This window comes from Leclercia sp. TB492, from assembly GCF_049974505.2.
Classification (GTDB): domain Bacteria; phylum Pseudomonadota; class Gammaproteobacteria; order Enterobacterales; family Enterobacteriaceae; genus Enterobacter; species Enterobacter adecarboxylatus_C.
The window spans coordinates 2325594-2349492 of the sequence record NZ_CM127572.1 but is presented as its reverse complement, the minus strand read 5'-3'; the positions used below and the strand labels follow the sequence as shown (position 1 = coordinate 2349492).

Below are 23899 nucleotides of genomic sequence, written 5' to 3'. Positions count from 1 at the left end.
CAAAAATAAACCCACCGTTTATTAAAAGGATGTTTAACTATGGCAGGGAGATCTTCGACGGTCCAACAGCAGGCTACCTTAAATCGTTATTTATTGTATTTCCCCCGTAGCAAAAGTGTTATTCCTGATGTTCACTCATTTACAGGTACAGAGGGATTAAGTGAGCCCTGGCGCTATACCATACGCTTTACCAGTCCGGATCAGAACATAGCTATTGATGCCGTTCTTAACCAGATGGCCGAATTTATTCTGCGTGCCCCGAATCCAAATGCCTCCTGGCAAGGGCAAACGCCCTGGCTACCGGTACGACAGATTAACGGCACGATCACTCAATTTTCCCGCCTTAAGTCATCCGGTGATGAAGCTCTGTATGAGTGCGTGCTGGAGCATGAGTTGGCATTGCTGGACAGAAACTACCGTTCCGCCGTGTACATGAACGTGACTGTGCCGGAACTCGTCACGAAGCTAATGAAAGACAGTGTCCATTTTGACGGCTACAACATCGATTTTGACCAGCTGAGTCACAGTTACCCGCGCCGGGAGATGATTATTCAGTGGAAAGAAACCGATCTACAGTTTATCCGTCGGTTGCTGGCGGAAGTGGGGATCTGGTTCCGCTTAGAAAATCACGACAAAGTGAAGGCAGAAACTGTCGTTATTTTTGGGGATTCTGACCGCCGCTACCTCTTCAGCGACAAACAGGTGCCCTATGTCCGACGTTCTGGCATGACTAGCCATGATGAATACATTACCGATCTGGAGGAAAAGCACGACCTGATCCCCACAAACGTGCTGGTTCGCACCTACAACTACCGCGACCCACACTCGCCGCAGGCGGATAAAACTATCGACATGAGTGATATTCCTCAGGGTGTCACCGCAGGACAGCATTATCACTATGCCGATCCTTACCTGACTGACGGAGATTATTATGGCGAAGAGGCGGAAATTGCCACGTTTTATGCACGCCTTCGCTATGAGCGTCTGCTGAACGGCCAGAGTGTTCTTGGGGCGACGACCAGCGATCCCGAACTTCAGCCGGGCATTATGTTTCACCCCACGGGCCCCATTCCTGACGGGTTTAAGCCCGGATTTCTGATAACGACGATGACCATCCGCAGCAGCCGCGCAGAACACTACCGCGCTGTGCTAACGGGGATCCCTCATATCCACGGCTACAGCTTCCGCCCTGAATACATACCCCGGCCAGTAATAGCCGGAACGGTGCCTGCAAGAGTTGCGTCTATCGGCGGAGATAAAACCTATGCCGGGCTTGATGCGCATGGGCGCTACCGGGTGAAGTTCGATTTTGACCTGGATGAGAAGCGTGATGGCTTTGAAAGCGCCCTGGTTCGTCTCGGCAGAGCCTATGCTGGCGATACCTTTGGTATTCACTTTCCGCTGCTGGACGGGACCGAGGTGGCCATTGGTTTTGAAGGCGGCGATCCGGACCGACCTTTTATTGCCCATGTTATGCATGATGGCAGCCGCCCGGACCTGATCACCAACCGCAACGATACCCGCAACGTGATCCGCACGGCCGCGTCCAACAAGATTCGTCTTGAGGACCGTCGCGGCCAGGAGCATATCAAGATTTCCACGGAGTACGGCAAAGGGCAACTCAGCGTGGGCCACCTTGTCGATGCTGAAGGGAAGAAACGCGGGGAGGGCGTAGAGGCACGAACCGACGACTGGATGGCGCTGCGTGCCGCCAAAGGGGTAATGATCACTACGGAGGCCCAGCCGCGTGCCGCGGGGAAACAGCTGGATATGGCGGAGGCCATTACCCAACTGGAAAAAGCCTTGTCGCTGGCGATGACCCTGCAACAAAGTGCGCTGACGGCGGGTGCTGGTCACGTGGAAACCGATGGGCAGACTGCGCTCAGCCAGACGCTAAGTCACCTTACGGGTCCTGGCATTCTGGCGTATGGCAAAGACGGCATTGCTCAGGTGACCCCGGACAGCCTGCAACTGTCAGCCGGGAAAGATCTGATCGCCACGGCGGGCAATGATACCAGCGTAAATGTGGGGAAAAAATTCTCGCTGGCCGTGGGAGAAAAAATTTCGCTGTTTGCCCGCAAGCTCGGCATTCAGATTATTGCCGGTGCGGGGGATATAACGACCCAGGCGCAGCGCGGCGAAATGCACATGCTGTCACAGCAGGATTTCACGTTGACCAGTACCGCCGGGAAGATGAACGGCAGTGCCAGAGAGGGGATGCAGTTTGTCTGCGGCGGGGGCGGGATCCGTATCAGTCCGAACGGTCTGGTCACCCTTTTTTCGCCTGTCGGCATTGAGCTGAAAGCGCCCAGCCTGAAATACGACGGTCCGGAAAGCGCGTCAGTACAATCGCCCTCCTTTGAGAAAGGCGCGTTCAAACTGCGCTACAGGCTGCACGCTGGCGATGACCCGGAGCAAATCCTGGCAAACAAAAAATTCAGGCTGACTAATTCGTCCGGCCAGGTGGTGGAAGGCGTGACGGACAGCAAGGGTCATTCGCCGCTGCTTGATGCTGACGACCTCGACAGTTACAAAATGGAGCTGATGGAATGACGGAGTCGAAGACAAAACCGTACGCCCCGCGGATGATCTCTGAAGGCGATATTCCGGTACACAAAAACCTGGGAGAAGCTGCTCAGACGCGCAGCGTGGGGGTACCGCGCCCGATGCCGGGAATCGTTATTCTGGTCCACGGCGTGAACGACGTGGGTGAAGCTTATCAGAATCAGGAGAAGGGGATCCTTGCCGGACTGAGTAAACGGCTAAACCGGCAGGATTTTTATCCCCACCAATGGAAAGACTACAAAATCACAGCGCCCGGCCGCTCGCCCATCATACCGTTTTACTGGGGATATAAGCCGGTCACCCATGACGACTACCGGGCAGACCAGAAGCGCTACCGGGAAGAGGTCGGCAAGCTGAGTGACAATACTCACCTGCCTTATGATGCTTACCAGGAAGATAACGAGACGAATAAAGCGGTGCTGGGAAATGACGGAAAAGGCCCCTTCAAGTACCACAACGATAATTTCAAAAACGCGCTTGATACGCATTTTGCTAAAAATGGCGGGACATTTGCGAATGCCACGACCACTATTCCCGATATGTTAGGGCCGGGGGCCGGAGGTTTCGGTGTGGCCGCGGCAGGATTTGCCTCCTTGCATTTTAATGACGGGGACTTTACGCATCCCATTTATGAAAACCCGCACCGTATTTATCAATTTTTTGCCGCTCAACGGCTGGCGGATTTGATTATTCAGATCAGGGTCGAAGATATAACTAAGAATGATGTGATTAATGTGGTCGCTCATAGCCAAGGGACGATCATTACCATGTTGGCCAACATGTTGGTGAAACAGGCCGGGTATGCTCCGGTTAACTGTGCCATTCTTAATCACTCCCCGTATTCGCTGGAATCACGCGTGGCTGAAAATATTCAGCCCGGCTATCAACAGACCAACACCGCAAGGCAGAAGACCTTTAAAAACTTCTGTAGCCTGATGTATACGCAATGGAAAGGGGGCGGAAATTTAACAGAGGCAGAATTACTGGCTCTGGAGGCCTCCTGTACTTTGCGTAAACTCTCCGATAATCCGCTGCGGACCGATAGTAGATATTGCCGGAGCAACGACGGCAAAGTGTACAACTATTTTTGCCCGAACGACGGTGTTGTGTCGCTGGAAAATGTGCAGGGGATCGGCTGGAGTGGCATTCCTCAGAAAATAGCCCGTGATATTCCTAATCTGTATCAACGTGTGTTTTATCAGCACGGCGAGGTGGGGAAAGCCCCGGACGTTAAACCCTTTGAATTACCGCCGCGAAAGGAGGGGGATGCACATTATGCGTTCTTGACCAATAGCCGCTACGCCGCACGTGATGTGGTGGTGAACGGCGAGGAATTACCGGAACCTTTTATTTTCAAACTCCAAGGACAGGATAACCATCCTGATAACGATCCGAAGACCAGTGACAAACCCTATACGTATTATATCGATCCGGAAAGTCCGGACGCTTACATTTCCTATTCAGCCAAAGCCAGCGCTATTAAACGTACAGATTCTGCCATGTATATGCTCAACAGCTATCAGCGTATTAGCTGGAAGCCGGGGCATGTCTTAACGTCCGAAGAGCTTGATGTTGAAAGTATTGTCAGGGGACACACAGTCATTCGTGGGGAAGTCTCTGGTTCAAAAGACTACCCGGTGCTGTCTATTACCTGGCTGAAAACCCGTGAAGAACTGGAAAATGAGTGGAAGAAAACCGATCCGGTAGGCTACAGCCAGCACTCTTCCATTGTCATGAGTGAGTTCGCACCGTCACATGCAATGGCGTTTGATCTGGCAATTGGTCAGTGTAAATCGTTTGACTACAAGGCGGGGAAATTCTGGGAAGAACTGTTACATCGTGCGGATTGGCGGGACCCATTAAATGGTTTTCCTGCTGCTAAAGAATATTATCGTTCCGGACGACTGCCAGAATTCCCTACAAAAAACTATATGAATAAACCTGATGAAGTGCTGCCTCAGGGTAATTACGGCGTGGAAAATGATTATGTCGGCATTCGACCGCGTGCACGTAATCCGAGGAATATTGATTTGGGGATTGTCAGGTCGGAAGACTTCCAGGAAGTGAAGTTATTGCAATGGGAAATGCCAAAACCTAAAAGCGACGGCCAGCTGGTCTAAGGATAAGAGATGAAAGAATTATGTACAGGTCTGGCGATTATAACAACTTTACTGACCACAACCTGCCAGGCCCAGGAGCCACCGACACAAGTGATTTATCGGTTCGATGATCATCGCTACCTTGAGTTGAAAGGCTGGGATTGCCAGGGGGAGCTTTGGTACACGGATACCCAAAAAAAGATTCGTTCACAAATTTTTTCGCAGTTTTATCGCCTATTTACCCGAAAATTTATTCACCCTTCTGAACGTTATATTGCAATCACTGGCTGGGGCGCAGATGGATTTCGCGTGTCGAAAGATTATGGAAAAACCTGGGCCGGTGTACGTTTTGCGCCAGGTCATAATGAACCGAATGGCGATGATTACGCACCTTATGAAGATGTTCTCTCTTTCACCGTCGTCAACGATCAGGGTTTTTTACAAACCAAACACCGGCTGTATATGTCGTCAAAGCCGTTTGATGATCCACGCGTTGTAGCTGGTGGTCCAGGTATTACGTACACACTTGACGATGGGACCGTCCAGTCAATTAGGCCGGACTCTCCCGGTTGGAAATGGGGAATGGTGTATTTCACTAAGGGATGGCTTGAAGGAAAAGTCGTAAGCCATGAACAAAACTATCAGGACCTGCCCGACGAAGTCCCCGAAGTGAAGAATTACACCGGCTGGGATCGGATGCGCTGTGACATGGATGCGGGGCGATAAGTGATGAAAGAATTATGTACTGTTCTCGCAGTGGCCGCTGTAGCACTGGCTTCTGATTGCGTGGCGAAAGAGCCGCCGACACAAGTAGTTTACCGGTTCGATGATCATCGCTACCTTGAGTTAAAAGGCTGGGATTGCCAGGGAGAACTCTGGTATACGGATACAAAACGAGGCATTCATTCACAGCCATATTTTCAGTTTTACCAAATATTCACCCGTAAATTTATTCATCCTTCAGAGCGGTACATTGCGATCCCTATTTGGGGCGAGCCAGGAACAATGATTTCTAAAGATTATGGCAAGACCTGGTTCCCTCAGTTTTTTTCAGTTGGTCCTAACGAACCTGACGGAACTAACCAACCATCTTATGACGATATTATTTCCTTCACCGTTGTTAACGACCAGGGATTTATGCTGACCAAACACCGGCTATATATGTCGTCAAAGCCGTTTGAAGATCCGCGCATTCTGCCTGACGGCCCAGGTATTGAATATACCGTAGACGATGGTATGGGAGGTACAGTAAACGGGAAGCTGGAGCCCCGTTCCCCCGGCTGGGCATGGGGTATGGTGTATATGACTAAGCAAGGACTTGAGGGCAGCACGCAACAACTTAAGGCGAACTGGCAGGATTTACCCGACAAAGTACCTGAAGTGAAGGGCTATACCGGCTGGGATCGGATGCGCTGTGATATGGATGCAGGACGATAAGGAGATACAAATAATGAAAGGCGTAATACGACTAAACGATCCGCTGGTAAGCGGTGGAAAAGTAATAAAAGCTTCCGGTGCGGACTTTATGGGTAAGCCCGTGGCCCTGAAAGAGGATTTGGTGCAGTGTCCGTTGCACAAGGGCACTTTTCCTCTCAATGAATGCCATCCCACCTGGACCATGCACGGTAGGGGGGTTGTGGTGGATGGTTGTCACGCGGCATGTGGTTGCGAAATCAAAAGTACCTTGCCTGTAGCGGGGGTTGCGTGATGAAAGCGTGGTGGTTATACAAGGAACAGCCAGACGCAGATACCGATGTGCCCGTCGCGGTTATTATTATCTTATATGTTGTCGCCATAGGCGCGAGTCTGCTGATCAGAGCATTAACCTGGCCTGAAAAGGAACATGTTACTGCCATTTTCTTTGTGCCTTCAGTTATTTTACCCTTCTGCCTTGTCTCCATGATTGTTTATATAGCGTTCATGCTTCATGACGCCAGTATTCATTATTTCGAAACCCGTAAATTCATTGCAAAACAACGGGACATTAATGTAAAAGCTTATGCTCGAAAAAATGTGGCTATTGCAGCATGGTCTGCGATCACTCCGTTGGAGCAACCAGCACTGAATATGTTGAAGCTGGAAGGGGAGTTTCCCCTGGCGCCGAAAACGCCGGTTAAAATTCACCTGGAAATACTTTACGACCAGACCCGCAATGAGCAGATATTTAACCGCCTGCTGGCCCCGATGGCCGAAAAGCTGAAGGGATATAACTACCGCGTTTTTGAAACGGTTGTCTGGGTTCGTGGAGGGAATGAGACGTGTATTGACGAACTTAGGCGCTCGCTGGAGCGGTTGGGCGTGGACTATGCCAGTACCTGCAAAATTGAGTTCAGTGCGGAATGCCCGGATTATGCACTTATCAGCAAATGGGCCAACTTGTCAGATTACAGGGTTGAAAACCGCTTAGTTGTAATCATGGATTTGCATGAAGAAGACAGTGAGTCAAAGTGCATGGAAAATGCCTGTGCATTGCTGGTAACCAACCATTATGTCCGGACGGAAGGTGAAAAACCGGTTTATCTGTATCAGCCCATGTCCGGCGTAACAGATGTTGAGGCAAAAATGCCGGTCTATCTGCAGGCCGGTTCTGTACTTACCCCGAAGACGCTCTGGTATACCGGGCTGTCCCGTACCGAGAAATATCCGCTAATGCAGACCCTGAACGGAAAAGGGCAGGCAACGGAACGGCTGGACCTCGATGCCTCCCTTGGCGAAAAGAGCGCCGGATATCGGTGGCTGGCGCTGGCTATGGCGGCAGATGCGGTGAAATATTCCCAAGGGGAGCAACTGGTGGCTACTTCAGAAAAAAACAAATTTAGTATTACTGCGCTCTCTTCTCAAAAAACCGCCATTCCAGCAAACCTTGTATGGGGGACCGGGAGTAATCCTCTTATGCCAGCGGCGTTGGCGGCGTTATTCTGTATAGTTTCACTCTTTGCTTACCGTATCAGTTTCTCGGCTGAGAATGATCCGCTCTCTATCTGGGGGCTTGTTACAAGCATCATCATCCCCCTCGTTGTTTTTATTGGAACAGGTTTTTATCTTTTGATATTAAAAACCAATGAAGCCTATAAGGATATGGGGTACTAACAGGCATACGGTCCAGGCGTGCCGCTTACTTTCAAAGGGTACTGGTATTAACCCGCTTGCCAATATCTTTTAGCTGAGAATACTTTTCCAGTAATTGCGGCCCGTCATCCAGACTCATGGCAAACATCCACATATAGGTCATGACCGAATAGATATGCCCGGCATCCAGCCCGCCTTCGAACGACATGGTCATTATGGTGCTGGCGAATAAAATCGCCGTCACGGAACCGATGGCTAAATAGCCAAATGCTTCCCGATCCGACAGTTTAATTCTGAGCCGCGCCAGCACATCATAGTGCCTGGACAGTGACATTCTGGACGCGTTATTCACGAACGCCACCTCTTTTTCCAGCCGATCGTTCAGTCTCAGGAATAATGCTTCGTTCCTGCGGGTGAAGCCCGGTAAAAACAGGGCAAAAAAGATCAGAATGAACATACAGGCGATGCCGGTCCAGAACTGTAGCAAGAGCAGCATCACGGCGGCACCGATGATTGAAGCGACAGAGGTCACCAGTACCGGCAGATGTTTCTCGAAGAAATCGACAAATTCCCGCGACAGCGCCACGCGGGCCGCAATCGTTGAAGCGCTGTGCTGTTCTTCACGTTGGGTAAGGATGACCGGAACGGCCAGTTCGGCATAAATGCGCGCAAATGTTCGGGTATCAATGCTGCGTCTTGCCGCGCCAATCGCCCACATCACAAAAACCATCACCGCATAGAGCACGGCATGTAACGCCTGGCCGGAGATGATGGCATTGATCGCAAACCCCGCCAGCAGGGGATAGAGCAGCATGGTGACGTTTTCAGCCGCCACCAGTAAGAAGGTCAGAATGAGTTTTCGGCTATGTCGTTGGCCCAGCAGTTTGAGCGTTTTGACCGCGCTGTTTGATACTGCGGCAGGAGCCGCATTTTTTAAGGTAAGCATACAATTTTCTGTTAAGATAAATTTGAGCGGTTGCTCAAATTTATAGGGCGAGTCTATTTGAGCACTTGCTCAAAGTCAATGTGGACGTGTAGATGAAAGAAGCAAAAGAGACGTTAAAAGCCAGGATTCTGGACGGGGCTATCGCACTATTTCTGGAGAAGGGGATCGCCAACGTTACCACGCGTGAGTTGACCGAGTCGTTAGGGATCTCACGCAGCCATATTTATCATTACTTCAGCAACTGGCAGGCCTTGTGTATTGCGGCGCTGGATCGTTTTATGCGCGACGAGCTGGAGACATTTACGCGTGAAGTCGCGGGGTTATCCTCCGCGCAAAAAATGGAGCGCCTGGTCGCCGATTTTCTGCCCTTTGAGCAGGATGCCGCCTGGCAGCTGTATGGCGCCACGTGGCAGTTAGCGCTGCATAATGACGCTTACGCCGAATTCGTTGAGGCCATTATGCAAGCGTGGAGCGAACGGGTTTGCGACATTATTGAGGAAGGTGTGGGGAATGGAACCTTCCGCGAGTGCGACCCCAGCCGCACCACGCGACAGCTGATTTCTCTCCTGAGCGGTTATGACGAATTTCTGGGCGTCAGGCCTTCGGCGGAAAAATGCGCGATGGTCGAAGCCGATATTGCCGATTTTATACAACGATTTATTTATAAGGCGTAGGGGCCGGGTAAGGCGCAGCCGCCACCTGGCAAACAGGCCGCACGAAGTGACTTATCCTGTTTCGGATGCTAAAAAAAGCGTTGATTTAACCTCGAGATCCCAATTTTGCAATTATCAAAAAAATACCCTTCTGATTTTAGTTAGGGCGAGATAAAGCCATGCCTCTTGCTTATTAGTACTCTCCGACCCCTTTAGGTTTTTAATAGTAGTATAAAAAGTCGAGCAACTACCATTTATGGTGGATTTATAAGTCTGCGACTAAGAAAAAAGACTTCAACATGTGGTTCCTAAGCATTAAAATGTCCACGCTAAAAATTATCAAAAAATAGTAAATTAAAGTTATTATAAAATTGCCAATGGATGATACAGATCATATGAAACAGAAAATTTTAGCTACCACGTTACTCACGTTGATTTCCGCTGTTCTGGTAGGGTGTGGCGATAAGCAACCGGAATGTACTTCCGAGGCCTTTTCTAAAGCTATTGTCGATCGTATTGGTGATAACTTATTCCGCAACTACAATGATACCGACGTTAAATTTAAGGATAAGGACGACTTAATCGCCCGTAACCATATTGAATTAAGAAACGTAAAAGAGGTTTCTGCAGATGAGAAAGCGCAGTCGAAGGTATGCTCTTTTGACATTAGCATCCAGCCAGTAGGCCCCTTAACCACCCGTTTTGAATCCAGAAACCATCAGGCCAGCGTCTTAATTGATAATAACGGTAAGGAAGTTATCTCCGCAGCGTCTAATTTAGGGCATTCGTTGATGGAAGATCCTGACATTGCTGAACGGGGTAAACCGTCCAAAGAGCAACAAGAAGCCCTTGATGCCTATAAGAAACGAAAGGAAGAACAAGAAAAGAAAGCGGCTGATTTCAAAAAACAGGTTCTTGCCGTACCAGCAGAAGATTACAAATTCATCAGCGATGAGGATTTTACCTGGCTGTATCTGGCGCGAGCTAAAAACATTGATAATAAAGAGATGCTTAACCTTGTTGATGCCAAATATTATAATGAGCAAGATGAGTTTAAGAAGCGCGATATCGAAAAAACCGCCATTCCGGCCATGCTTGATAAACTTGAAGAATATAAAAAAATCAAGTATATAAAATTTATATCAGCAGAGCGTGACCCTAAGGGGCAATTCCCTACAGTTTCGGGTGGGCCTGTGATGGTGAAATTTTTACCCGGTATTTTCCCTGAGAAGTATAACTTTGAAAAACAGGTTTACACTCTGACTTTGGACGGATGCCCTGATGTACCCAGCATTAAAAATCTCATGGTTAATACTCAGAATGTCATGATGGCCTGGGATACGGAAGCCTCACTCACAACATGCCAGATCAAACCTAAAGATGAAGCGGAAGCGCGTGCCTGGAATGACATCTTCCAGACTGAAAAAAGCCAGTATGGACATAATAACTATGGTGTGGTTTATTTCGCACTGAACGATGAGCTCGATGATTCTGGTCATCTCAAGTCTGTCCTGATCCGCGCGGATGTTAATTATAATGGCGAGCAGCCGCTGAAATTAACGACGCAGTTAAAGAATTAATGTTGTAGTCAATACAGGGGTTGAATGGCTTATTATTCAGCCCCTTTTTTACAGGCCGTATAACCTTTATCTATATTAAAAGTCCATGAGCCGATCGCGTGATCTTGACTTTCAGCGATATAAACAGGCTTAAACTCTCATCCCAACATTAAAGCGGGAATATTTCACCTCTGAACGTTGTTACCTCTTTTATAGAGTTAGCACGTCCCATGCTGCATGTTCTTATAAGTTCCATAGAGTATCTACGGGTCAAAATTCTATCCATACAGCTCCGGATGCTCCCGCAACATCGCCAGCATATTATCCCGTATCTCATCCTGCGCACCGGCCATCCATACCGCCTCCAGCGGCATCCCCATCTGCTCCGCGCCGTTCAGCTGCACAAACTTCACCCCCGGCATCAGATAGCGGCTGCTCCACGCCGGGACAATCGCCAGGCCAATGCCCGCCGCCACCAGGTTGATGATGGTCTGCTTTTCGTCCGCCATCTGTGACACCGTCACTTCAATGCCCGCATTATGGAACAGGTTCATGGTCAGATCGTGGCTGTGCGGGCGCGAACGCCTCTCCGGCAGGATCATCGGCATTCCTTCCAGCTCGGCGATATCGACCCTTTCCCGGTCGGCAAACGAATGGCTGGCCGGCAGGGCAAGGATGCCGGGCTCATTGCATAAAAACGCCCGGCCAAACTGAGGATCCAGCTGCGCGGGCGGGCGAATAAACACCAGATCCAGCCTGCCGCTTTTCAGCTTCGGCAGCAGATGGACGGTCTTGTCTTCGAAGAGCTGGATCTCCACCGTCGGGTAGTGCTGGCGAAACAGCTGCAGCAATCCCGGCAGCAATCCGATGGCCGCGCTGTCGATAGTCCCGACGCGTAAAAGCGGCTGCGCCCGGCGCGGATTTTGACGAAATTGCAACATAATCGCATCGGTGTGGGCGAGCAGCTTTCGCGCCTCTTCCCGCAGCAAAACGCCATTCTCCGTGAGCGCCACCCGGCGGGTTGAACGCGTGAATAACCGCGTGCCAAGTGCTTCTTCTAAAAGGCGAATATTCCTTCCCAGGGCAGAGGGCAGCATATCCAGCCGCTGTGCCGCCTGACCGAAATGCAGGGTTTCTGCCACTGCCAGGAAACAGCGCAGGTGTTGTAGTTCCATTTTGGCTCGCTCGTGATTATTGCATTTTTTTGTATAAACCGATGCGCATGATCATGCAAGAAATATCAGCATACTCATCAAGGCAGCCCGACTGCGTACCCTACAAAATAATTATGAGGAACACCTCACATGACCTGCACAATCGAACAACGGGTCATGCGCAAGATCACCTTGCGCATCGTACCCTTCATCATGCTGTTGTATTTCATCGCATTTCTCGACCGCGTCAATATCGGTTTCGCGGCGCTCACCATGAACACCGATCTCGGCTTCTCCCCGGCGGTGTTTGGCTTCGGAGCCGGGATTTTCTTCCTCGGCTACTTCCTGTTTGAGGTGCCGTCCAACCTGATCCTGCACAAGGTTGGGGCGCGCATCTGGATTGCCCGGGTGATGATCACCTGGGGGCTGGTCTCCGGCGGCATGGCTTTTGTCCAGGGCACTACCAGCTTCTATACCCTGCGTTTCCTGCTCGGCGTGGCGGAAGCAGGCTTCTTCCCGGGGATCATCCTCTATTTAAGCTACTGGTTCCCGGCGCAAAAGCGCGCCCAGGTGACGGCAATCTTTATGGCCGCGGCGCCTATCTCCACCGCGCTCGGCTCGCCGATTTCCGCCGCACTGCTGGAGATGCACGGCATGATGGGCTTTGCCGGCTGGCAGTGGATGTTTGTCCTCGAAGCGGTGCCGGCAGTGATCCTCGGCGTGGTGGTGCTGTTCTGGCTGACCGACCGCCCGGAAAAGGCGAAATGGCTCAGCGAAGAGGAGCGCGGCTGGCTGATTGCCACTCTGCAACGCGAGCAGGCGGCTAAACAGGCTACGGCGCAGCACAGCGTCTGGAAAGGGCTGCTGGATAAACGCGTTCTGGCCCTGTCGCTGGTCTACTTCGGCACTTCCGCCGGGCTCTATACCCTGGGCATCTGGTCGCCGCAGATCATCAAAACCCTCGGCGTCTCCTCCATGACCGTCGGCCTGCTGAATGCGATTCCGGCGGTGCTGGCAGTGGCGGCAATGGTGCTCTGGGCGCGTCATTCCGACAAAACCGGCGAACGCTCGTGGCACGTGATTGCCGCCTGTATCGTCGCGGCTGCCGGGCTGTTTATGGCGGGCAGTACGACGAGCATCTTCGGGGTGATCCTAGCGCTGACCATCGTTAACTGCGGCATCAGCGCCTCTAAACCCCCGCTGTGGAGCATGCCAACCCTGTTCCTTTCCGGTTCGGCGGCGGCGGCGGGTATCGCCACCATCAACTCACTCGGCAATCTGGGGGGCTTTGTCGGTCCGTTCATGATTGGCCTGATCAAGCAACAAACCGGGAGTTACACCTGGGGACTGTGGTTTGTCGCCGGGCTGCTGATCCTCTCCTCAATCGTGGTGCTGTGGCTCTCGGCGTCCAGCCGCAAGGCGCAGGCCAGCGAAACATTAATTCAGTCAAAACATTAATTTAAGGAAAAACCATGAAAGATTACGCCATTGCAGCTATCCCCGCAGACGGTATCGGCCCGGAAGTGATCACCGCGGGTGTGGAAGTGTTACACGCGCTGGCCCAGCGTCAGGGCGATATGCGTTTCTCGGTGCACACCTTCGAGTGGGGCTCGGATTACTACAAAACCCACGGGGTGATGATGCCGGAAGACGGGCTGGAGCAGCTGAAAGCCTTCGACGCCATCTACTTTGGCGCGGTGGGTGCCCCGGACGTGCCGGATCACATCACCCTCTGGGGGCTGCGCCTGCCGATCTGCCAGGGTTTCGACCAGTATGCCAACGTCCGTCCGACCAAAATCCTGCCGGGTATTCAGTCCCCGCTGCGCAAGGCGGTTCCGGGCACCCTCGACTGGGTGATCGTGCGCGAGAACTCGGAAGGGGAATATTCCGGCCACGGCGGTCGCGCCCACCGCGGCCTGCCGGAAGAGGTGGGTACCGAGGTGGCGATTTTCACCCGCACCGGAGTCACGCGCATCATGCGCTACGCCTTCCGCCTGGCGCAGACCCGTCCGCGCAAGCTGTTAACCGTGGTCACTAAATCCAACGCCCAGCGTCACGGGATGGTGATGTGGGACGAGATCGCCGCCGAAGTGGCCCGCGAGTTCCCGGACGTCACCTGGGACAAAATGCTGGTGGATGCCATGACCGTGCGCATGACCCTGCACCCGGAGTCGCTGGACACCATCGTGGCGACCAACCTGCACGCCGATATTCTCTCCGATCTGGCGGGTGCCCTGGCGGGCAGTCTGGGGGTGGCCCCGACCGCCAATATCGATCCGGAGCGTCGTTTCCCGTCGATGTTCGAACCGATCCACGGCTCGGCGTTTGATATCACCGGCAAGGGCATCGCCAACCCGGTCGCCAGCTTCTGGACCGCGGCGCAGATGCTTGAGCATCTGGGCGAAGGCGAGGCTGCTGCACGTCTGATGGCCGCCGTCGAGGCCGTCTGCGCGAAGGGCATCATGACTCCGGACGTGGGCGGTACGGCCAATACCCGCGAGGTCACCCAGGCGGTGATCCGCGCCATCGCAGAAGGCTGACCTATGGCTCAACACGACGACAGCGCCCTGCGAGGGGCGCTTACTGAGATCTTCATGGCAGCGGTGAAGAGTGCCGACCCCCATGAGGCGTTGATTAACGCGCTGCCGGAGAAACCACGAGGGCGCTGCATGGTGGTTGGGGCGGGGAAAGCCAGCGCCGCCATGGCCGCCGCGCTGGAGGCCGCCTGGCCGGACGTCGATCTGCAGGGCGTGGTGGTGACACGCTACGGTCACGCGGTGCCGACGCAAAAAATCCGCATCGTCGAGGCGGCGCACCCGGTCTCGGATGCGATGAGCGAAGTGGCTTCGATGCTGATGATGGAGCAGGTCAAACACCTCACCGCCGACGACTGCGTGATTGCGCTGATCTCCGGCGGCGGCTCGTCGCTGCTGGCCCTGCCGCGCAAGGGCATCACCCTGGCCGATAAGCAGGCGGTGAACAAAGCGCTGTTGAAGAGCGGGGCGACCATCCATGAGATGAACACCGTGCGCAAGCAGCTGTCGGATATCAAGGGCGGAAGGCTGGCGCTGGCCGCCAGACCCGCCCGGGTGATCACCCTGATCATCAGCGATGTGCCCGGGGACGATCCCCAGAGCATTGCCTCCGGCCCGACGGTGGCGGACAGCTCCACGGCGGAAGAGGCGCTGGAGATTATCGCCCGCTATGGCCTGGATCTGCCGGAACCGGTGATGCGGGTGCTGCGCATGCCGCGAGCCCCGGTGACAGCAAAGGAAATAGACGACGATATCCGCCTGATCGCCACCCCCTCCGGCGCGCTGGCCGCTGCCGCCGACGTGGCGCAGCGGATGGGTTTCACACCCTTGATTCTGGGGGATGCCCTGGAGGGGGAAAGCGCCCAGCTGGGGATTATGATGGCCGGGATCGCCAAATCGGTGAAGCAGCACGGCCTGCCGGTGAAAGGCCCGGCAGTATTACTCAGCGGTGGGGAAGCCACGGTCACCATCGGCGAGACGGGCTGCGGGCGCGGCGGGCGCAACACCGAGTTTTTGCTGGCGCTGGCCTGTGCGCTGAAGGGTGAGGAGGGGATTTACGCCATCGCCGGAGACAGCGACGGGATTGACGGCACCGAGGATGCGGCGGGCGCAATTGTCACCCCGGATACGCTGAGCCGCACCTCACTGGACGCGAAGGCGATGCTGCGGGGGCATGACAGCTACAGCTACTTTGCCGCGGCGGGGGATCTGGTGGTGACCGGCCCGACATTAACCAACGTGAATGATATTCGGGTGATGTTGATTACCTGATGTGGGTTTTGCCGGGCGGCAGCTTCGCTTTGCCCGGCCTACAACACCGATCCCGTAGGCCGGGTAAGCGGTAGCGCCACCCGGCGTATTTTCAACCTTAGTCCAGCCGCTTCCCGGCACTATCAACGACTTTTTCACCGTCTTCTTTTGTGAATTCACCTTGCTGCGGATCAGGAAGAATATCCAGCACCAGTTCCGAAGGGCGACACAACCGGGTACCCCGCGGGGTTACAACGACAGGTCGGTTAATCAGAATCGGGTGTCGCAGCATAAATTCAATCAGCTGTTCATCTGTGAACCGATCGTCAGACAAACCCAGCTGCTCATAAGGTTCAACATTTTTACGCAACAAGGCCCGGACGGCGATCCCCATATCGGTAATGAGTTTCACCAGCTCATCCCGTGACGGCGGGGTTTCAAGATAATAAATAATGGTCGGTTCGTTGCCGCTATTGCGGATCATCTCCAGCGTGTTACGTGACGTACCGCAGGCCGGGTTGTGATAGATGATAATGTTGCTCATATCATGATCTCATTACAAAGTGACAGAGAGCCGCAACGCCAGCGCGGCCAGAGTGATAAACAGCACAGGCAAGGTCATGATAATGCCGGTACGGAAGTAATATCCCCAGGTGATGGTCATATTTTTTTGAGAAAGAACGTGCAGCCACAGCAGCGTCGCCAGGCTACCGATAGGGGTAATCTTCGGCCCTAAATCGCAGCCGATGACGTTGGCATAGATCATCGCCTCTTTGATTACGCCGGAAGCCGTACTCCCGTCAATCGACAATGCGCCAATCAGCACCGTCGGCATGTTATTCATTACTGATGAGAGAAATGCCGTCAGGAAGCCGGTGCCCAGCGTTGCCGCCCATAAGCCTTGCTCTGCCAGCATGTTCAGCACGCCGGAGAGATAATCTGTCAGCCCGGCATTGCGCAGGCCATAGACCACCAGATACATCCCCAGCGAGAAAATAACGATCTGCCACGGGGCGCCACGCAATACTTTCCCGGTATTAATGGCATGGCCCCTTTTCGCCACGATAAACAGAATCACCGCGCCAGCCGCCGCAATTGCACTGACCGGGATCCCCAGCGGCTCAAGGACAAAGAAACCGGCAAGCAACAACAGCAGGACAATCCAGCCGGCGCGGAACGTGGCCGGATCTTTAATCGCACTGACAGGGGTTTTCAGCAGCGAAACGTCATAGGTCGCCGGGATATCTTTACGGAAGAAGAGATGCAGCATCGTCAGCGTGGCGGCAATAGCCGCGATATCGACTGGGATCATGACCGACGCATAGTCAGTAAAGCTCAGACCGAAGAAGTCAGCAGAGACAATATTCACCAGGTTGGAAACAATAAGCGGCAGACTGGCGGTGTCGGCGATAAAGCCTGCGGCCATCACAAAGGCCAGGGTTGTGCCGGGACTGAACCCCAGCGCGAGGAGCATGGCAATGACGATAGGGGTCAGGATTAGCGCCGCACCGTCGTTAGCAAACAACGCGGCCACTACTGCGCCCAGCAGCACAATCCAGGTGAACAGCAAACGCCCGCGCCCGTTACCCCAGCGAGCAACATGCAGCGCAGCCCATTCAAAGAACCCGGATTCATCGAGCAACAGGCTGATGATGATCACTGCGATAAAGGTCGCCGTTGCGTTCCAGACGATATTCCAGACCACCGGAATATCGTCAACATGAATAACGCCGAACGCCAGCGCCATCACCGCGCCAATGCTCGCACTCCAGCCAATGCTAAGCCCTTTGGGCTGCCAGATGACCAGTATCAGCGTCAGTAGAAAGATTATCCCTGCCAGTAACATCCCTAACTCCATTACATATGGTTAAGTGTATGTGATTTGCGTTTTAACAGGATGAGCAGGCTGACTGTACCAGCCATCCGCGAACCTCATCCCGCATGCAATGCCATGCAGTGGTAATGGTCTCTGCTGCCCATGCCGGCATGTGGGGTGACAAACGATAGTGGATCCATTTCCCTTCCCGGCGATCGAGAACCAGCTCAGCCTCGCGTAAAATCGCCATGTGTCGCGATATTTTTGGCTGCGATTCAGTGGTCGCCCCACAGATATCACAGACGCACATTTCCCCGGATTCCCTGAGTAGCATAACGATCGCCAGCCGGGTTTCATCCGACAGTATTTTGTACAGCTGGACAGGTTGTAGCATTTCCCACTCCGATACGCTTAGAATACACATATGCTAAACCATATGTATAAAGTTTGAAATCACCTGTTCTCTCTGGAGGAGAAACAATGGAACAGCCGTTTTGCCGCGAAGAGGCGGGCCGTCTGCTGACTGCGATGGGTGCGGAGGTCAAAATGTTTAACCCCTCCGGAATGCCTCAATGGTGGATATGGTGACCATTGATACGTCGCCCACTCATCTCCCCGTGTTCGAGCCGGAAACCGATACTCTGTGCCGGTACTGTCAGGAACTTACTCAACTGACAATGAGTGGCATGCTGACAAGCGAGCAGCAGCGTGTGATTGAAGATTTGCTGTTTGAACTGGTGAGTGATTTTAGCGACAGGCTAAAAGCCCCTCGCTGGCTGCGGACAGAGCAGGGCGATATGAAATCAATTCTGGTAGACAAAGAAGACGTAACCGCTGTTACTGGCAGGCTAACAAGGCAGACGGCAATGTCTCTACAGCGGAGGCCTTACTTAAGGGGCTCCCGGTTAAATAATTGGCCATATGGATTAAGTCCTGGCGCGGATGCCGGGCGGCAGCTTCGCTTTGCCCGGCCTACAACGACACCGGTCCCGTAGGCCGGGTAAGGCGCAGCCGCCACCCGGCGTTGCAGCGCGGTCTGCTTCCCTCACCGTAAATCACCCGTCCCCACTTTGACAGGGCACTACACTGATCTACATACCTGCACGCGCTCACCCGGCGCGTGATTGTCATGTCCATTAAAGAAGGATGCATCATGATCCGGCCCATTCCTCTCGAGCGTTATCGCAACATCGGTATCTCGGCGCACATCGATGCCGGAAAAACCACCACCACCGAGCGCATCCTGTTTTATACCGGGGTGAGCCACAAGATGGGGGAAGTCCATGATGGCGCGGCGATCACCGACTGGATGGCGCAGGAGCAGGAGCGGGGCATTACCATCACCTCGGCGGCGGTGAGCTGCTTCTGGTCCGGCATGGACCGCGGCTTTGAGCCGCACCGGATCAACATTATCGATACCCCCGGGCACGTCGATTTCACCATTGAGGTGGAGCGCTCCATGCGCGTGCTGGACGGGGCGGTGATGGTCTACGACTCGGTGGGCGGGGTGCAGCCGCAGTCGGAAACAGTCTGGCGGCAGGCCAATAAGTACCGGGTGCCGCGCATCGCTTTCGTCAACAAGATGGACCGTCCTGGGGCCGATTTCTTCCACGTGGTGCAGATGATGATCGACCGGCTGAAAGCCCACCCGGTACCGATTGTGATCCCCATCGGTGCCGAGGATCATTTCACCGGGGTGGTGGATCTGATCCATATGCGGGCCATTATCTGGGATGACGCCACCCAGGGGATGACCTTCAATTATGCCCCGGTACCGGGCGATCTCCAGGCGACCGCCCAAACCTGGCGGGATAAAATGGTTTCGGCGGCGGCGGAAGCCAGCGACGACCTGATGGATAAATACCTCGAAACCAACGATCTCGACGAGGCGGAGATTATTCGCGGCCTGCGCAAACGCACGGTGGCCGGGGAGATCCAGCCGATGCTGTGCGGCAGCGCCTTCAAAAATAAAGGGGTGCAGCGGATGCTGGATGCGGTGATTGAGCTGATGCCGTCGCCCCTCGACGTTCCCGCCATTGACGGGGTGGATGAGAAAGGGCAGCACGCCGAGCGTCACCCCAACGACGATGAACCCTTCTCGGCGCTGGCGTTCAAGCTGATGTCCGACCCCTACGTCGGGCAGCTGACCTTTATCCGCGTCTACTCCGGGGTGCTGAAAAAAGGCGACGCGGTCTTTAACCCGGTGAAGGGCAAAAAAGAGCGCATCGGGCGCATCGTGCTGATGCATGCCAACGACCGGCATGACGTCGAGGAGCTGCGGACCGGGGATATCGCCGCCTGCGTCGGGCTGAAGGACGTCACTACCGGCGATACCCTGACCGACCCCAACGCGGTGATCACCCTCGAGCGGATGGAGTTCCCGGACCCGGTGATCTCCCTCTCCATCGAACCGAAAACCAAAGCTGACCAGGAGAAAATGGGCATCGCGCTGCACCGGCTGGCGGCGGAAGATCCCTCCTTCCACCTGCATACCGACGAAGAGTCCGGCCAGACCATTATCTCCGGGATGGGGGAACTGCATCTGGAGATCATCGTTGACCGCATGCGGCGCGAGTTCGGCGTCGAGGCCAATATCGGCCGTCCACAGGTCACCTACCGGGAAACCATCCGTAGGGCGGTAAACGACATCGAAGGCAAGTTTGTCCGCCAGTCCGGCGGGAAAGGGCAGTACGGTCACGTGGTGCTGAGCCTCGAGCCGCAGGAGCCGGGCAGCGGCTTTGCCTTTGTCGATGCCACCAAAGGCGGGGTGGTGCCGCGGGAGTATATCCCGTCGGTGGAGAAAGGGCTGCGCGAAGCGATGAACAGCGGCGTGCTGGCGGGATATCCGGTGGTCGATGTCAAAGCGACCCTGACCTTTGGCTCCTATCACGACGTCGACTCCTCGGAGATGGCCTTCCGCATGGCGGCGATATTCGGCTTTAAGGACGCGGCGCGCAAAGCCGATCCGGTCATTCTCGAGCCGATGATGCACGTGGAGGTTGAAACACCGGAAGAGTATGCCGGGAATATTATGGGCGATCTCTCGTCCCGGCGCGGGCTGGTGCAGGGGATGGAGGAGCAGTTCGGCAGCCAGATTATCCGCGCCGACGTGCCGCTGGCGGAGATGTTCGGGTATGCCACCACGCTGCGCTCCATGTCCCAGGGGCGGGCAACCTACAGCATGGAGTTCCACCATTACGCCGAGGCTCCGCGTATCGTGGCCGATGAGATTATCGCCGGGCGGTCGAAAAGGTAGGGCCGAGGGGTGAACCATGAAGCGTCTGCATTTTGCTCTCGCCGCACTCATGGCACCCCTTACACTACTGGGGTGCGTGGTGATGTCCGGCACCAGCCGCACCGACTTTTCCGCCACGAAACAGGCGGATCTCGTCTTTATCGGCCTGCCTGCGCCGCTAAACTGGCTTGCGGCCGGGATGCAGGGCACCACCTTTGCAGTCTCAAGCACGCTTTCTCTTACCGCCGCCCACGTCGCGGTGCCGTTGCTGAAGCCCGTCAGGGCGCAACATCCGGCCTGCGACGTGGCGGTGATTGCCGATAACAACCGGGGCAAGATCGTGCATCAGCTGGCCTGGGCCAGAGTCGGGCGCAACGTTACCCTGTTCGGCTACAGCGCTATTAATAGTCTGCCTAAATCCAGCATGGGAAAAATCGACGGCTTCGTGAAGCGTGACGGCTGCTACTACGGCATCATCACCGGGGCGGGGGCGGTATCCGGCATGTCCGGCGGGCCGGTGGTGGACAGCCTGACCGGGGAGACGGTGGGCATCATCACCAACGTCATCCCCGGCAAAGGGGCGGTGGCATTCGTCGCGGTCCAGGATTTTACCAACCTGCTGGACCGGATGCGCATCCCCTATAAGACCTACTGACCCGGCGCTTTCACCTGCCTGCCGCTGGTGACGAAGGTCCCCGCGCCAAGGTGATGCAGGGTATTGCGCTTATCGTCATCAAACTGCCAGCGTCCGGCGACAAACGCCTGCTCATCCGCCGCGGCAGAGACCACCTCACCAAACAGGGTGTCATACTTTTCCGCCGCCGAGGTGGCGGGCAGCAGACGGCACTCCATCCACGCCAGACACTTCTCCTCGATCACCGGCAACCCCAGCACCGGACCGTTGATGGCCGGAATACCGTAGCAGTTGAACTTATCCTCATCGCGGCCGCTGACGCTACCCACCGCGTAGGTCCAGTTGGTCGCCGCCACGCCGGGAATGACGATCCCGAACATGCCGCTGCGCTCAATCAGCTCCCGTGACCAGGCGCTTTTATCCACCACGATGGCGATCCGCGGCGGCTCGAACTCCACCGGCATTGACCAGGCGGCGGCCATCACGTTGCGCCGATCAAGGGTGTCGTCGCGGCTGGTAATTAAAACGGTCGGGCCGTGATTCAACAGGCGGCTGGCGTGCATTAACTCAACGGGGCGGAAGTGGCTCATAGAAATTCCTCATAAATAGCATCAGAGCATTAAACGTCTGAAAGCCATCGGAAATCAATACGCAACATTTACGTCATGTATACGTCACATAAGCTGCCTACAGTGGCGAGCATCAAATCCCAAAGAGGATAACAATATGCTCACTTCCATAACGCTCAAAGGCGTCTCCTACGCTTTTGGCGCGAATACCGTTTTGAATCAAATCGATCTGCATATCGAGCCGGGTAGCGTGGTTGCGCTGCTGGGGCCCTCGGGCTGCGGCAAAAGCACGCTGTTGCGTCTGCTGGCAGGGTTAACCCAGCCCGCCCAGGGGGCAATCCATTTTGGCGAACGGCTGGTGGCGAAAACCGGCTGGGCCTTGCCGCCGGAAGCCCGGGACATCGGCATGGTGTTCCAGGATTACGCCCTCTGGCCGCATATGACCGTGGCACAGAATGTGATGTTCCCGCTGAAGATGCGCCAAATCCCGCGTCAGGAACGCGACAGCCGCGTGGCTCAGGCATTGGCCCGCGTCGGCTTAAGCGATTTCGCCGACCGCAAACCCGCCGGGCTTTCCGGCGGGCAGCAACAGCGCGTGGCGCTGGCCCGGGCGATTGTCGCCGAGCCGCGGGTGCTGCTGTTCGACGAGCCGCTCTCCAACCTCGACAGCGAACTGCGTGGAACCTTGTGTCACGAGATGGCCACGCTGCTGCGCCAGCTCGGCACCACCGCCGTCTATGTTACCCACGACCGCCGGGAGGCTGAAATCCTGGCCGATCGCATCGTGCATTTGTCTGCTGGCAGCGTCGCTGCCGTTCGTTTGATTACATCCTCAGGGGAGTTCGCATGAAAGCTGCAATGTCCGTCAAAAAAGGAGTTCTGTTAGCCATGGCGTTATCGTCCGTAATGATGTCCAGCGCCCACGCGCTGACCGTCTACACCGCCGGCCCGGGGTCGCTCGCCAAAAGCCTCGCCAGCGGCTTTGAAAAGAAAACCGGCGTGAAGGTGGATATCTTCCAGGCCACCACCGGCAAGGTGATGGCCCGCCTCGAGGCGGAACAGGCCAATCCGCAGGCCGATATTCTGATCTCCGCCTCCTGGGATACCGCGGAAGATCTGCACAACCGCGGCTGGCTGCTGCCGTACCAGAGCGCCAATGCGGCGAAGGTGCCCGCAGATCTGAAATCAGACGACTACGTCGCGCAGGGCGTGTCAGCGTTAGGCATTGTCTGGAACACCAAAAGCGGCACCCCGGAGCCGAAAGAGTGGCGCGATCTGACCACCGACGCCTTCAAAGACAAAGTGACCACCCCGGACCCGGCACTCTCCGGCGCCTCGCTGGATCTGCTGATCGGGCTGCAAAATGGCATGGGCGATAAGGCCTGGACCCTGTTTGATGAGCTGAAAAAGAACGGCATGGTGGTCAGCGGCCCGAATGCCCAGGCGGTAACGCCGGTGATGCAGGGGGCGAAAGCGGCGGTGTTCGGCGCGGTGGATTACGTGTCGTATGGCAACATCAGCCAGGGCGAATCCCTGAAGGTGATCTTCCCGGCCAGCGGGACGGTGATTGCCCCACGCCCGATGATGATCCTCAAATCCACCCAACACGCGGAGGATGCCAAAGCCTTCGTCGATTACGTCCTCTCCCCGGAAGGCCAGGCGATGGTGGCCGATGCCTGGCTGATGCCCGCCCGCGGCGACGTGCAGGCTAAGCGTCCGCTGCTCAACGATCTGAAAATCCTGCCGACCAAAAGCGACGGTACAAGCGAACGCAGCGATATCCTCAAGCGTTTCAACACGCTCTTCACCTTATAA

Annotated in this window: 22 protein-coding genes and 1 pseudogene; 17 read left to right on the top strand and 6 right to left on the bottom strand. The window is 54.9% G+C overall.

Annotated elements, in window-relative coordinates; genetic code table 11:
* Positions 1 to 39: 39 nt before the first annotated feature.
* Genes ACP4QI_RS11130 through ACP4QI_RS11105 form a run of 6 tightly spaced genes read left to right on the top strand, consistent with a single transcriptional unit; the run spans position 40 to position 7754 of the window.
* Positions 40 to 2553: a DUF2345 domain-containing protein gene (locus ACP4QI_RS11130; RefSeq protein ID WP_426494626.1), complete on the top strand. Its 2514-nt coding sequence runs from the start codon at positions 40 to 42 to the stop codon at positions 2551 to 2553.
* Entirely contained in the window at positions 2550 to 4685 is a 2136-nt protein-coding gene (locus ACP4QI_RS11125) for a T6SS effector phospholipase Tle3 domain-containing protein (RefSeq protein WP_426494627.1), read from the top strand. Before ACP4QI_RS11130 ends, ACP4QI_RS11125 begins: the two co-directional genes overlap by 4 nt.
* A 9-nt stretch (positions 4686 to 4694) precedes the next feature.
* Positions 4695 to 5390: a T6SS immunity protein Tli3 family protein gene (locus tag ACP4QI_RS11120; RefSeq protein ID WP_426494628.1), complete on the top strand. Its 696-nt coding sequence runs from the start codon at positions 4695 to 4697 to the stop codon at positions 5388 to 5390.
* Positions 5391 to 5393: 3 nt separating this feature from the next.
* Positions 5394 to 6101: a T6SS immunity protein Tli3 family protein gene (locus ACP4QI_RS11115; RefSeq protein ID WP_426494933.1), complete on the top strand. Its 708-nt coding sequence runs from the start codon at positions 5394 to 5396 to the stop codon at positions 6099 to 6101.
* Positions 6088 to 6372 (top strand): PAAR domain-containing protein, encoded by a 285-nt coding sequence (locus tag ACP4QI_RS11110; RefSeq protein ID WP_445730317.1) that lies wholly within the window; start codon positions 6088 to 6090, stop codon positions 6370 to 6372. The genes ACP4QI_RS11115 and ACP4QI_RS11110 overlap by 14 nt, the downstream gene beginning before the upstream one ends.
* Positions 6372 to 7754, top strand: a complete 1383-nt coding sequence (locus ACP4QI_RS11105) for a hypothetical protein (RefSeq protein WP_307762796.1) — start codon at positions 6372 to 6374, stop codon at positions 7752 to 7754. The genes ACP4QI_RS11110 and ACP4QI_RS11105 overlap by 1 nt, the downstream gene beginning before the upstream one ends.
* Positions 7755 to 7785: 31 nt before the next feature.
* On the opposite strand, the gene ACP4QI_RS11100 is transcribed toward ACP4QI_RS11105, so the two are convergent.
* Complete coding sequence (locus ACP4QI_RS11100) at positions 7786 to 8679, bottom strand: ABC transporter six-transmembrane domain-containing protein (RefSeq protein WP_426494629.1); 894 nt, start codon at positions 8677 to 8679, stop codon at positions 7786 to 7788.
* A 92-nt stretch (positions 8680 to 8771) separates the two neighbouring features.
* Between ACP4QI_RS11100 and ACP4QI_RS11095 the strand changes: the two genes are divergently transcribed.
* Positions 8772 to 9353, top strand: a complete 582-nt coding sequence (locus ACP4QI_RS11095) for a TetR/AcrR family transcriptional regulator (RefSeq protein WP_426494630.1) — start codon at positions 8772 to 8774, stop codon at positions 9351 to 9353.
* Positions 9354 to 9727: 374 nt separating this feature from the next.
* Positions 9728 to 10912, top strand: a complete 1185-nt coding sequence (locus ACP4QI_RS11090) for a hypothetical protein (RefSeq protein ID WP_426494631.1) — start codon at positions 9728 to 9730, stop codon at positions 10910 to 10912.
* A 257-nt stretch (positions 10913 to 11169) separates the two neighbouring features.
* Here the strand turns inward: ACP4QI_RS11090 and ACP4QI_RS11085 are convergent, their stop codons facing one another.
* Positions 11170 to 12066, bottom strand: a complete 897-nt coding sequence (locus ACP4QI_RS11085) for a LysR family transcriptional regulator (RefSeq protein ID WP_426494632.1) — start codon at positions 12064 to 12066, stop codon at positions 11170 to 11172.
* 129 nt (positions 12067 to 12195) lie between these two features.
* On the opposite strand from ACP4QI_RS11085, the gene ACP4QI_RS11080 reads away from it, so the two are divergent.
* Genes ACP4QI_RS11080 through ACP4QI_RS11070 form a run of 3 tightly spaced genes read left to right on the top strand, consistent with a single transcriptional unit; the run spans position 12196 to position 15851 of the window.
* Entirely contained in the window at positions 12196 to 13503 is a 1308-nt protein-coding gene (locus tag ACP4QI_RS11080; protein WP_285128729.1) for an MFS transporter, read from the top strand.
* 14 nt (positions 13504 to 13517) lie between these two features.
* Positions 13518 to 14585, top strand: coding sequence for a tartrate dehydrogenase (locus ACP4QI_RS11075; protein WP_156263815.1), 1068 nt, complete (start codon positions 13518 to 13520; stop codon positions 14583 to 14585).
* Positions 14586 to 14588: 3 nt separating this feature from the next.
* Entirely contained in the window at positions 14589 to 15851 is a 1263-nt protein-coding gene (locus ACP4QI_RS11070; protein WP_426494633.1) for a glycerate kinase type-2 family protein, read from the top strand.
* A gap of 97 nt (positions 15852 to 15948) precedes the next feature.
* On the opposite strand, the gene arsC is transcribed toward ACP4QI_RS11070, so the two are convergent.
* The 3 genes from arsC to ACP4QI_RS11055 are packed head-to-tail and all read right to left on the bottom strand — an operon-like array spanning position 15949 to position 18040.
* Complete coding sequence (gene arsC / locus ACP4QI_RS11065) at positions 15949 to 16374, bottom strand: glutaredoxin-dependent arsenate reductase (protein WP_426494634.1); 426 nt, start codon at positions 16372 to 16374, stop codon at positions 15949 to 15951.
* A 12-nt stretch (positions 16375 to 16386) separates the two neighbouring features.
* On the bottom strand, positions 16387 to 17676 hold the full coding sequence (locus ACP4QI_RS11060; protein ID WP_426494635.1) for an arsenic transporter: 1290 nt from the start codon (positions 17674 to 17676) through the stop codon (positions 16387 to 16389).
* A gap of 43 nt (positions 17677 to 17719) precedes the next feature.
* The gene (locus ACP4QI_RS11055) at positions 17720 to 18040 is read right to left on the bottom strand and encodes a transcriptional regulator (protein WP_156263811.1); all 321 of its coding nucleotides are present in this window, start codon (positions 18038 to 18040) and stop codon (positions 17720 to 17722) included.
* A gap of 98 nt (positions 18041 to 18138) precedes the next feature.
* Here ACP4QI_RS11055 and ACP4QI_RS11050 point away from each other — a divergent pair.
* The 4 genes and pseudogenes from ACP4QI_RS11050 to ACP4QI_RS11035 all read left to right on the top strand — a co-directional run.
* Positions 18139 to 18216 (top strand): annotated as a pseudogene (locus tag ACP4QI_RS11050) (arsenical resistance protein ArsH); the annotation flags it as partial.
* Positions 18217 to 18218: 2 nt separating this feature from the next.
* Positions 18219 to 18641 (top strand): hypothetical protein, encoded by a 423-nt coding sequence (locus ACP4QI_RS11045; RefSeq protein WP_426494636.1) that lies wholly within the window; start codon positions 18219 to 18221, stop codon positions 18639 to 18641.
* A 158-nt stretch (positions 18642 to 18799) separates the two neighbouring features.
* Positions 18800 to 20902: an elongation factor G gene (gene fusA / locus ACP4QI_RS11040; RefSeq protein ID WP_307762804.1), complete on the top strand. Its 2103-nt coding sequence runs from the start codon at positions 18800 to 18802 to the stop codon at positions 20900 to 20902.
* A gap of 16 nt (positions 20903 to 20918) precedes the next feature.
* Positions 20919 to 21536, top strand: coding sequence for a hypothetical protein (locus tag ACP4QI_RS11035; protein WP_426494637.1), 618 nt, complete (start codon positions 20919 to 20921; stop codon positions 21534 to 21536).
* Here ACP4QI_RS11035 and ACP4QI_RS11030 read toward each other — a convergent pair.
* Positions 21530 to 22105, bottom strand: a complete 576-nt coding sequence (locus ACP4QI_RS11030) for a flavin reductase family protein (protein ID WP_142489517.1) — start codon at positions 22103 to 22105, stop codon at positions 21530 to 21532. The two genes, ACP4QI_RS11035 and ACP4QI_RS11030, sit on opposite strands and share 7 nt — an antisense overlap.
* A 136-nt stretch (positions 22106 to 22241) precedes the next feature.
* On the opposite strand from ACP4QI_RS11030, the gene ACP4QI_RS11025 reads away from it, so the two are divergent.
* Together ACP4QI_RS11025 and ACP4QI_RS11020 are read left to right on the top strand one after the other, a co-directional pair.
* Complete coding sequence (locus ACP4QI_RS11025; RefSeq protein ID WP_426494638.1) at positions 22242 to 22934, top strand: ABC transporter ATP-binding protein; 693 nt, start codon at positions 22242 to 22244, stop codon at positions 22932 to 22934.
* Positions 22931 to 23899, top strand: coding sequence for an ABC transporter substrate-binding protein (locus ACP4QI_RS11020; protein ID WP_426494639.1), 969 nt, complete (start codon positions 22931 to 22933; stop codon positions 23897 to 23899). Before ACP4QI_RS11025 ends, ACP4QI_RS11020 begins: the two co-directional genes overlap by 4 nt.

Coding starts and splice junctions, on each gene's coding strand:
- ACP4QI_RS11020 (WP_426494639.1), top strand. CDS start 22,931: ATGAAAGCTGCAATGTCCGTCAAAAAAGGAGTTCTGTTAGCCATGGCG.
- ACP4QI_RS11130 (WP_426494626.1), top strand. CDS start 40: ATGGCAGGGAGATCTTCGACGGTCCAACAGCAGGCTACCTTAAATCGT.
- ACP4QI_RS11095 (WP_426494630.1), top strand. CDS start 8,772: ATGAAAGAAGCAAAAGAGACGTTAAAAGCCAGGATTCTGGACGGGGCT.
- ACP4QI_RS11090 (WP_426494631.1), top strand. CDS start 9,728: ATGAAACAGAAAATTTTAGCTACCACGTTACTCACGTTGATTTCCGCT.
- fusA (WP_307762804.1), top strand. CDS start 18,800: ATGATCCGGCCCATTCCTCTCGAGCGTTATCGCAACATCGGTATCTCG.
- ACP4QI_RS11075 (WP_156263815.1), top strand. CDS start 13,518: ATGAAAGATTACGCCATTGCAGCTATCCCCGCAGACGGTATCGGCCCG.
- ACP4QI_RS11115 (WP_426494933.1), top strand. CDS start 5,394: ATGAAAGAATTATGTACTGTTCTCGCAGTGGCCGCTGTAGCACTGGCT.
- ACP4QI_RS11120 (WP_426494628.1), top strand. CDS start 4,695: ATGAAAGAATTATGTACAGGTCTGGCGATTATAACAACTTTACTGACC.
- ACP4QI_RS11070 (WP_426494633.1), top strand. CDS start 14,589: ATGGCTCAACACGACGACAGCGCCCTGCGAGGGGCGCTTACTGAGATC.
- ACP4QI_RS11035 (WP_426494637.1), top strand. CDS start 20,919: ATGAAGCGTCTGCATTTTGCTCTCGCCGCACTCATGGCACCCCTTACA.
- ACP4QI_RS11025 (WP_426494638.1), top strand. CDS start 22,242: ATGCTCACTTCCATAACGCTCAAAGGCGTCTCCTACGCTTTTGGCGCG.
- ACP4QI_RS11085 (WP_426494632.1), bottom strand. CDS start 12,066: ATGGAACTACAACACCTGCGCTGTTTCCTGGCAGTGGCAGAAACCCTG.
- arsC (WP_426494634.1), bottom strand. CDS start 16,374: ATGAGCAACATTATCATCTATCACAACCCGGCCTGCGGTACGTCACGT.
- ACP4QI_RS11100 (WP_426494629.1), bottom strand. CDS start 8,679: ATGCTTACCTTAAAAAATGCGGCTCCTGCCGCAGTATCAAACAGCGCG.
- ACP4QI_RS11060 (WP_426494635.1), bottom strand. CDS start 17,676: ATGTTACTGGCAGGGATAATCTTTCTACTGACGCTGATACTGGTCATC.
- ACP4QI_RS11080 (WP_285128729.1), top strand. CDS start 12,196: ATGACCTGCACAATCGAACAACGGGTCATGCGCAAGATCACCTTGCGC.
- ACP4QI_RS11105 (WP_307762796.1), top strand. CDS start 6,372: ATGAAAGCGTGGTGGTTATACAAGGAACAGCCAGACGCAGATACCGAT.
- ACP4QI_RS11045 (WP_426494636.1), top strand. CDS start 18,219: ATGGTGGATATGGTGACCATTGATACGTCGCCCACTCATCTCCCCGTG.
- ACP4QI_RS11055 (WP_156263811.1), bottom strand. CDS start 18,040: ATGCTACAACCTGTCCAGCTGTACAAAATACTGTCGGATGAAACCCGG.
- ACP4QI_RS11110 (WP_445730317.1), top strand. CDS start 6,088: ATGCAGGACGATAAGGAGATACAAATAATGAAAGGCGTAATACGACTA.
- ACP4QI_RS11030 (WP_142489517.1), bottom strand. CDS start 22,105: ATGAGCCACTTCCGCCCCGTTGAGTTAATGCACGCCAGCCGCCTGTTG.
- ACP4QI_RS11125 (WP_426494627.1), top strand. CDS start 2,550: ATGACGGAGTCGAAGACAAAACCGTACGCCCCGCGGATGATCTCTGAA.